Origin of the sequence: Victivallis sp. (genome assembly GCF_048170485.1) — a bacterium.
Taxonomy (GTDB): Bacteria; Verrucomicrobiota; Lentisphaeria; order Victivallales; family Victivallaceae; genus Victivallis.
In genome coordinates this window covers 1-8,198 of the sequence record NZ_DBEXAY010000072.1, presented here as the reverse complement: position 1 = coordinate 8,198, position 8,198 = coordinate 1, and the positions used below count along the sequence as shown (strand labels likewise).

The 8,198-nt window shown below is 61.3% G+C and carries 7 protein-coding genes; all 7 read left to right on the top strand.

Annotated features, from left to right (window positions below):
• On the top strand, positions 1–1,418 hold a 1,418-nt coding region (locus tag ACMLHG_RS03975; protein ID WP_417169633.1), incomplete at its 5' end, for a hypothetical protein.
• A 123-nt stretch (positions 1,419–1,541) separates the two neighbouring features.
• A complete protein-coding gene (locus ACMLHG_RS03970) occupies positions 1,542–2,585 on the top strand; it encodes an NAD(P)H-dependent flavin oxidoreductase (protein WP_294435119.1) in 1,044 nt (347 codons plus the stop codon).
• Between the two features lie 38 nt (positions 2,586–2,623).
• Entirely contained in the window at positions 2,624–3,484 is an 861-nt protein-coding gene (gene mreC / locus ACMLHG_RS03965; protein WP_417169632.1) for a rod shape-determining protein MreC, read from the top strand.
• On the top strand, positions 3,481–4,059 hold the full coding sequence (locus ACMLHG_RS03960; protein WP_295807501.1) for a hypothetical protein: 579 nt from the start codon (positions 3,481–3,483) through the stop codon (positions 4,057–4,059). The genes mreC and ACMLHG_RS03960 overlap by 4 nt, the downstream gene beginning before the upstream one ends.
• Positions 4,056–5,978 carry a penicillin-binding transpeptidase domain-containing protein gene (locus ACMLHG_RS03955; protein ID WP_417169631.1) on the top strand — a complete coding sequence of 641 codons (1,923 nt, stop codon included), beginning with the start codon at positions 4,056–4,058 and terminating at the stop codon, positions 5,976–5,978. The genes ACMLHG_RS03960 and ACMLHG_RS03955 overlap by 4 nt, the downstream gene beginning before the upstream one ends.
• A gap of 90 nt (positions 5,979–6,068) precedes the next feature.
• Positions 6,069–7,292: a Gfo/Idh/MocA family protein gene (locus ACMLHG_RS03950; RefSeq protein ID WP_417169630.1), complete on the top strand. Its 1,224-nt coding sequence runs from the start codon at positions 6,069–6,071 to the stop codon at positions 7,290–7,292.
• 117 nt (positions 7,293–7,409) lie between these two features.
• Positions 7,410–7,946 (top strand): rubrerythrin, encoded by a 537-nt coding sequence (gene rbr / locus ACMLHG_RS03945; protein WP_294437666.1) that lies wholly within the window; start codon positions 7,410–7,412, stop codon positions 7,944–7,946.
• The last annotated feature ends 252 nt before the right edge of the window (positions 7,947–8,198 follow it).

Here is an 8,198-nt window from a genome sequence, read left to right as displayed (position 1 = left end):
TCAGGATTATATTTTCAATAAACTACATCGCCAAACAGAAAAAAACAAATCCCGGTTCCATGTTTATTTCGGATATCTTGAAAACAGCGGCGGCGCTGCTGTTCACAGTGTGCACGCTCCACGCGGCCGGCGTCGTCACTTCGGACGGCGTCGAACTCGCCGTCAGCGGCGACGACGCGGCGGAAACCGCGGAACTGCTCAAAGCGTTCGACCGGCAGCTGTGCACGGTGTTTCGGGTGAACTCCCGCCGTTCCCCGATCCGCTGCCGCATCACCGCCTCGCCGAACGCGGCGCCGGGCGGCCTGCTCTTCCGAGCGAAACGAAACAACTGGGAGCTGGAATTCAACACCGCCCTCCCCGGCTGGCAGGAGGACCTCGAATTATGGCGGCGTCTCGCCGGAATCCTGCTCCTCGCCAAACGCGGCGGGCCGGTGCCGGGGAATCCCGCCTATCTGCCGATCTGGATCGCGGCGGGACTCCGGGCGGAGATGGTCGAACAGGAGAGCGCCGGGCGGCTGCTGCGCCGCAATCGGCACTACCCCATCACCCGCGCCCTGCTCGCGGCGCATCTTCCCCTGCCGGACTTCCGGTATATGACCGGCGAACTGGATCCCTCCCGTTTTGCGCCGGGTGAGCTTCGCTGGTACCGGGAATTCTCGCGCCTTCTGCTCGAAATTCTCTATCAGCTCAGTTCACCGACCGACAATGCCCTGCTGGACTACGCGCTTCTCTCCGCCGAACCCGGCCACTCCGCCGACCAGGTGCGTGCCGCCACGATCGAACGAATTCTGCAACAGGCGGCCTCCCGCAATGCGCAAGAACGGGATCCCGCTTCCGGGAAGAGCACAAGCGACATCCAGCGATTCCTGGAGAACAAAGCCGAAGAGATCGTCTGGCATCTCTTCTCCCCGATGCCGCCGGAGATCGCCGAATCCCGCTTTCAGGCGATCAACCGGCTGGAACTGCCGGTGCTCGACGCGGAAGGCGAGCCGACCGGCCAAAAGGAAACCGTCCCGCTGGAAACCCTGCCCGACCGGCTGGCCGGACGGCCGGACGGAGATGCTCTGCGCAACCGGAAACTCACGGAGATCTACCGTCTGGCACCGGGCAACTCCCCGGAGGTCCTCGCCCGCTACCGCGAACTGAGCGAGGCGCTGCGGGAGCTGCCGCTCCATCCGGAAGCTCCCGGCTACGCTTCCGCCTGCGGGCGGTTCCGGCGCGCGCTGGCGGAGGTCGAACGCTACTTCACATACCGCGCCCGGCTGGAAGAGAAGCTCGACGAGTACGCCCGCCGTGCCGCCTCCCCCGCCGACTGGTACTCGGACCGGATCGAGGCGCTCCGCCGCACGCCCCCCTTTCTCACGGAAAAAGCCGGACAGTTGCTCGAACGCACCGAAAAGCGGTATCTGGAAGAATAATCCCCGTCACCAAGTTGCATTGCATTTTTTCTGCCGGGGTGATATATTATAGATTGCCGGTTTACTTCCCGTCGGCAAAGGTCCAGGGGATGGATCAGGGAAAAAGGGAAACAACCAAACATTGTGTCAGAGTATCTTATGGAAGAGTATGCAAATGTCCGGCCGCTGCTGAAACGCGGCTGCGAGTTCCTCGGCGTCCAATATCCGATCATCTGCGGCGCCATGACCTGGGTGTCCGAACCGAAACTGGTTTCCGCTGTCGCCAACGCCGGAGCCTTCGGCTGTCTCGCCGGCGGCAACGCCCCCACCGACATTCTTCGCGCCCAGATCGGCGAGATGAAGAAGCGCACCGACAAACCCTTCGCCGTCAATCTGATCACCATCGCGCCGGCCTACCACGACCATCTGGCGATGCTCGCCGAGGAGAAGGTCCCCTTCATCGTGTTCGCCGGCAGCTTCCCGCGGGAAAAGGAGATTGAAGCGGCCAAGGCGACCGGGGCGAAGGTGCTCTGCTTTGCGTCGACCATCTCGATTGCGGAACGAATGATCCGGTTCGGCGCGGATGCGATCATCCTCGAAGGCAGCGAGGCCGGCGGTCACATCGGCCACGTCTCCACCACCGTACTGGTGCAGCAGGTGCTCTACCGCTTCTGCGACCAGATTCCGATTTTCGTCGCCGGCGGCATCGGCACCGGAAAAATGATGGCTCACATGCTGCTCATGGGCGCCGCGGGCGTCCAGCTCGGCACCCGGTTCGTCATGACCGAGGAGTCCAATGTCCACCCCGCCTTCAAAGAGGCGTTCATCCACGCCAACGCCCGCGATGCGATTTCGACGCCGCAGTACGACTCGAAGTTGCCGGTGGTGGCGGTCCGCGCCCTGCGCAACCGGGGAACGGCGGAATTCGGCGCTCTTCAGCTCCGGCTGCTCCGCGAACTGGAAGCGGGCACCATCCACCGCCAGCAGGCGCAGGAGGAGGTCGAGAAGTTCTGGATCGGCGCTCTGCGGCGTGCCGCGGTCGAGGGCGATGTGGAAATGGGTTCGATGATGGCCGGCCAGTCGGTCGGACTGGTCGACAAGGTCATTCCCATCCGCGAACTGCTCGACGAACTGCTCCGCGACGCCGATCGCGAACTCGTCGAAATCAAACGGAAACTCTCCTGCTGAAACGACGCGGAGACTCCGGGAAAGTGCAATAGAAAACAATGGCTGGTTCAGGGCACAAGTTCGACAGACGGCTTCTCTTTCTTGCCGCCGCGGCGATTGTGCTCCTGTTCGGATTCGCCGGATACCGTTCGCTCCGCACCGGAGCGGGGCGGCTGTTCGGCGATTTCTTTTACCCCTATCTGGCGCTGGTGCGCTCCGGCGTCGACGCGGTATCGGACCAGTCGTTACTGCTCTACAACCGCGCACAGCTCGCCGCCCGCCTGGAACAGCTCCAGGAGGTGAACCGTCAGCTCGCTGCGCAGGCCTCTGCCGCAAACGAGCTCTATCGGGAAAACGCCGACCTGCGCCGGCTTCTCAACCTGCCGGTGCCGGCGGGCTGGAGCTACGCCGCGGCGGAAATCATCCTGCGCGACCCGCTGCTGTGGAACGAACGGTTCACCATCAACCGCGGGAAACAGGCGGGGATCGCCCCCGGCGACGCGGTCCTGACCGTCACGCCGGAAGGGCATCCGTTTCTGGCCGGCGTAATCGACCGGGTCGGAGAACACTCCGCCGACGTCATCACGCTCTACAGCCCGAGCCTGCGGATCTCCGTGCTCTTCCCTGCCACCGGGGCAACCGGCATCACCAACATGGGGGAGCGCCACCCGACGCCGGGCAACATTCCGGTCGGCTATCTGCCGGCCCAGTACCGCTATACGCTGCACGAAGTGGCGCTTTCCACCGGTTTTGAAAAGAACATTCCCGGCGGAATCAAAGTGGGGGAACTCAGTTACGTGGAGGAGGCCCCCTCCCGTTTCTCCAACGCTCTGACCCTCTCCGGACTGCTCCGCCCCGCCGCCGGATTTGACAGTATCCGCTTTGTTGTCGTCGCCAAACGAAGCGGAGAAGCACGATGAAAGTCTGTTTTGAAATCACGCTCATCGGTCTCGGAGTGCTTCTGGATGTGATCGCCGGCAATGCGGGATTCTCCATCCGGCTGACCGCCTATCTTCTCTTCTACATCGCCTGCACGGATTCGCCGCGCAGCGCCCTGGTCGGCGCAGTCCTCGCGGGCATGGCGCAGGATCTGCTTCTGCACCGCCCGATTCTGCTGACGCCCTTCTTGCTGGTGTTCGCCGTTGCCGCCGGCTGGTGTCTGCGGCGCAAACACACCACGCATCTTCTGGAAGCCGCCCTCCCGGGCATGGCCATCGGCATCGCCAACACGCTGTCGGATGCGCTGTTTCTGCTGTGGGCCGGCCGGCCCGGTTTCTCCTCCGGCACCCTGCTCTGGCAACTGCTCTTTCACGGCACGGTCGGACTGCTGCTTCTGCCGGGAATCATCTTTCTGCTCGACGCACTTTCCGGCGCGCTGGATCTGGGCCGTTTTCTCGACGACAACCGGCCGCCATTGGAGCGCCGCCGCTGGGGCAGCCGGCCTCGCACGGTGAAAGAGCATACCGTCAATCCGGCCCGGGGGAGGAAACGATGAAACCGGAAAAATCCCCTCCCCTGCTGATCGGCATTCTCGCTCCGGGTCAGTTCCGGGTCCTGCTGATCGGCGCTTTTTTCCTCGCCGGCTTTCTGCTGCTGGCCGGGAAGCTCTATCTGGAACAGATTCAGTCGGGCGACGAACATCGGGAGAAAATCTCCCGGCAGTCGATCCGGAGAATCCGCATTCCCGCCCGCCGCGGCAGAATCTTCTCCTCCGATCTGCGGCTCCTCGCCGGAAATCAGGCGGAAAACAACCTTGTTTTCTACCCGGAGGAGATGCGGCTGGGGCGCCGTTCCAAATCGGTCCGCTACATGCTCGCCGCGGCCGACACCATCGCCGCGGCCATCGGGCGGAAAAATCCACTCACCGAGGAGTCGGTCATCCGTCATCTGAACACCCGGCCGGGCCTGCCCATTACCGTGTTCGAACAGCTCACGCCGCAGGAGACCGCCCGGGCGCTGGAAAGCTCCCGCCACTTCCGCGGCGTCGACATCGAACCGGGTGAAATCAGAATCTACCCCTGCGGCCGGCTCGCAGCCCATCTGATCGGTTCCACCCGTCTGGAAAGCAGAGAGAACGCCGCCGACCGGCGGGATTTCTTCTACTATGTTCCGGATCTGGTCGGCCGTGACGGTGTTGAACGCGCCTTCGACCGGCTGCCCGGTTCCAGTGCCGGGGATCCCGATGTGGTTCCAGGCTCTCCGGAATCGCCGCTCGGCCTCCGCGGCCTGCCGGGTTATTCGCTGGTTCAGGTGGATCATCTCGGCTACATCCGTCAGAGCCTGATCGACAAGATCGAACCGCTGCATGGCAACAACGTGATCCTCACCATCGACTCCCGCGCGCAGGAGATCGCCGAATCGTTGCTCGTCGGCAAGCGGGGCGCCTTCGTGCTTCTCGACGCGGCCAACGGCGATATCCTTGCCGCGGCGAGCAATCCGGCCTACGACCTCAGCGAATTCACACCGGTCCTCCGCCGGGAGTACTATCAGTCGCTGCTCAGCAACCCGGACCGCCCGCTCATCAACCGGGCGTTTCAGGGGGTTTACACGCCCGGTTCCATCCTCAAGCCGCTGGTTGCGCTGGCGCTGCTCAACGCCGGAATCAATCCGGAAAGTACACTCTTCTGCGACGGCGGAATTCCGGTGGGCAACGCCACCATCCGCTGCGCCTCGTGGCGAAGCGGCGGCCACGGCGAGGTGAACCTCGTCTCCGCGTTGGAGAAATCCTGCAACCCCTACATGATCGCCCAGGGGCTCAAAACCGGACTCGGCCGGATCGCCGAAGTTCTCGCTTCCGCCGGAATCGGCAGAAAAACCGGCGTGGAACTTTCGGAAGGGAGCGGCACCTTTCCCTCTGATGCCAACAAGCGGCGGCTCTACCGCACCGGCTGGAATGCCTATGACACCGCTCTGCTCTCCATCGGTCAGGGGATGGTCACCATTACACCACTGCAGGCGGCGGTTTTTGCCGCGGCGCTCGCAAACGGCGGAGAGGTCTGGCAGCCGCATCTCGTGCGGCAGGTGGTCGATCCCTACGGCAATGTACTGCGGGAGCGCAAACCGACTCTGCGCAGCCGGCTTGCGACCACCCCGGAGCATCTGGAGACCGTGCGAAAAGGCATGTTCGAAGTGGTCAACTCTCCCCACGGTTCCGGTCGCGAAGCCGCCCTGCCCGGCCTGCAGCTCTACGGGAAAACCGGGTCCGCCGAAGTCGGTCCGCGCAGCAACCGGCGTCTGACCACCTGGTTCATCTGTTTCGTCTTCCATCAGGGGAAGACCTATGCGGCGGCCATCATGATCGAAGAGGGCCGTTCCGGCGGAAAAAGCTGCGCGCCGCTGGCGGCGGAGTTCTTCGCCCGCTATTTTCAACCGGTTCCGGTAGAGAAGGAAAAAAACGTGAATCCGGGGACATAACCGCGCCGGCGGCTTGAAAGACAGCACTTTTCATGCTATCTTAACGAATCAATTTGTAAACAGAATTCTCGCAACCATTCAGGCAAAATCATGTTCAATGCTGCAATCATCGGCGTCTCCGGATTCGGAGCGGTTCATTACCAGGATTTCGTGCGGGAGCACGCCGCGGGGCGTATTCGTCCGGTGGGCGCCACCGTCATCAACCAGGCGGAGGAACCGGAAAAGTGCGCCTGGCTCCGCAGCATCGGCTGCCCGCTCTACACCGATTACCGGGAGATGCTCCGGGATCTTGCCGGAAAGATCGACATCTGCTTCATTCCGACCGGCATTGCGTTGCACAAACCCATGACCATCGCCGCTCTGGAAGCGGGGGCCAACGTCTACGTGGAAAAACCGATTGCCCCGACAGTCACCGACGCCGAAGCGATGCTGGAAGCGTCGCGCCGCACCGGTAAATTCGTCGCGGTCGGCTATCAGACCATGTATCAGCCGGAAACCAGACGGATTAAAGAGATGCTGCTTGCCGGCCGGATCGGCAAAGTGAAAATTCTCAAATCCTACGGGCTGTGGCCGCGCGATTTCGTCTATTATCATCGCAACAACTGGGTGGCGAAGATCGGAACCCGCGAGAATCCGATTCTTGACAGCCCCTACTCCAACGCATTTGCCCACTTTCTGAATCTGCTCTGCTTCTATGCCGGGGAACAGTTTGCCACCACCGGCACACCGGAATCCATCCGCGGCGCGATGTACCGGGCGAATCCGATTGAGAGCTGCGACACCGCGGATCTTGAGATCACCACCCGGGAAGGCAAGACCATCTTCTTTTATGTGACCCACTGCAGTGTAAGAAACGACACCCCGTATTCCGCAATCATCGGCGAAAAAGGGTCGATCGAATACACCACCAGCCGGACCACGGTGCGGGACAGCTCCGGTGAAATCGTCGAGGAATTTGATTCCACTCCCGGCAATGAGATGCGCGTCCACATCTATGACGCGCTGGAAAAACGTCTCAAGGATCCGTCGGCCTTCATCTGCACGCCGGAAATTGCCATGTGCCACACCCGCGTCTGCAATGCCGCTTTCGATTCGATCCCGGTCACCGGCGTTCCGGAAGGAGCGTTTCACGTGGCGAAGACTCCCGCGGGGACTGAGTACCGCATCATCGACGGCATCGATGAAGCCATTGAGCACGCCTATGCGGAAAACCGTCTGATCGACAAACGCGATCTGCCCTGGGCCGTGAACTCGGAGCCTTTCTCTCTGGAGGGATACCACTCCTTCTGCGGCAGAATGCTGAATAAAAATTAAAATTTAATAATTATTCCTGATTTTAGATTTGCTTTTTCTGTTTTAGCCGTTATGTTAAACACCGTAACGACTCCGCGGAAGCCGCGGAACGAAAATACAACCGAAGGAGAATGAAAAATGGCAGATCTCAAGAACAGCAAAACCGCCGCCAACCTTGCTTTTGCGTTTGCCGGAGAATCCCAGGCTCGCAACAAGTACACCTACTTCGCCTCTGTTGCCCGGAAGGAAGGGTACGAGCAGATCGCGGCGATCTTTGAAGAGACCGCGAACAACGAGAAGGAGCACGCCAAGCTGTGGTTCAAGGAGCTCGGCGGCCTCGGCGATACGATGGCCAACCTGACCGCGGCCGCGGCCGGTGAGCACGAAGAGTGGACGGAGATGTACAAGAACTTCGCCAAGGAAGCTGCGGAAGAGGGTTTCGACTCCATCGCCCGCGCTTTCGAACGCGTCGCCGCGATTGAAAAGCGTCATGAAGAGCGCTATCTCAAGCTGCTGGAAAACGTCAAGAAGGGTGAAGTTTTCGTCAAGGCCGGCGAGAAGCGCTGGGAGTGCCGGAATTGCGGACACGTCTACATCGGCGAAAAGGCTCCGGAAGTCTGCCCGGTCTGCAAGCATCCGAAGGCGTTCTTCGAAATCGAAGCGCAGAACTATTGATTTGCGTTGTCACCAAAGCTCCCGTGGAATTCCGCGGGAGTTTTTTTTTAGTGCTGCGCCCTGCCCCGCCGGAGTACAGAATCCTCTGGAAAAATCTGCAATTCGGCTGTATATTGTAAAAAACAGGACACGCATTCATGAAGACACTCACCACGAAAGAGGGCGGTTGGAGCGCCTTGTTCGCCCCCGGATACGGCGGCCGATTGATCCGGCTTCGCTGGAATGAATTTGATCTTTTGCGCCACCCGGAAA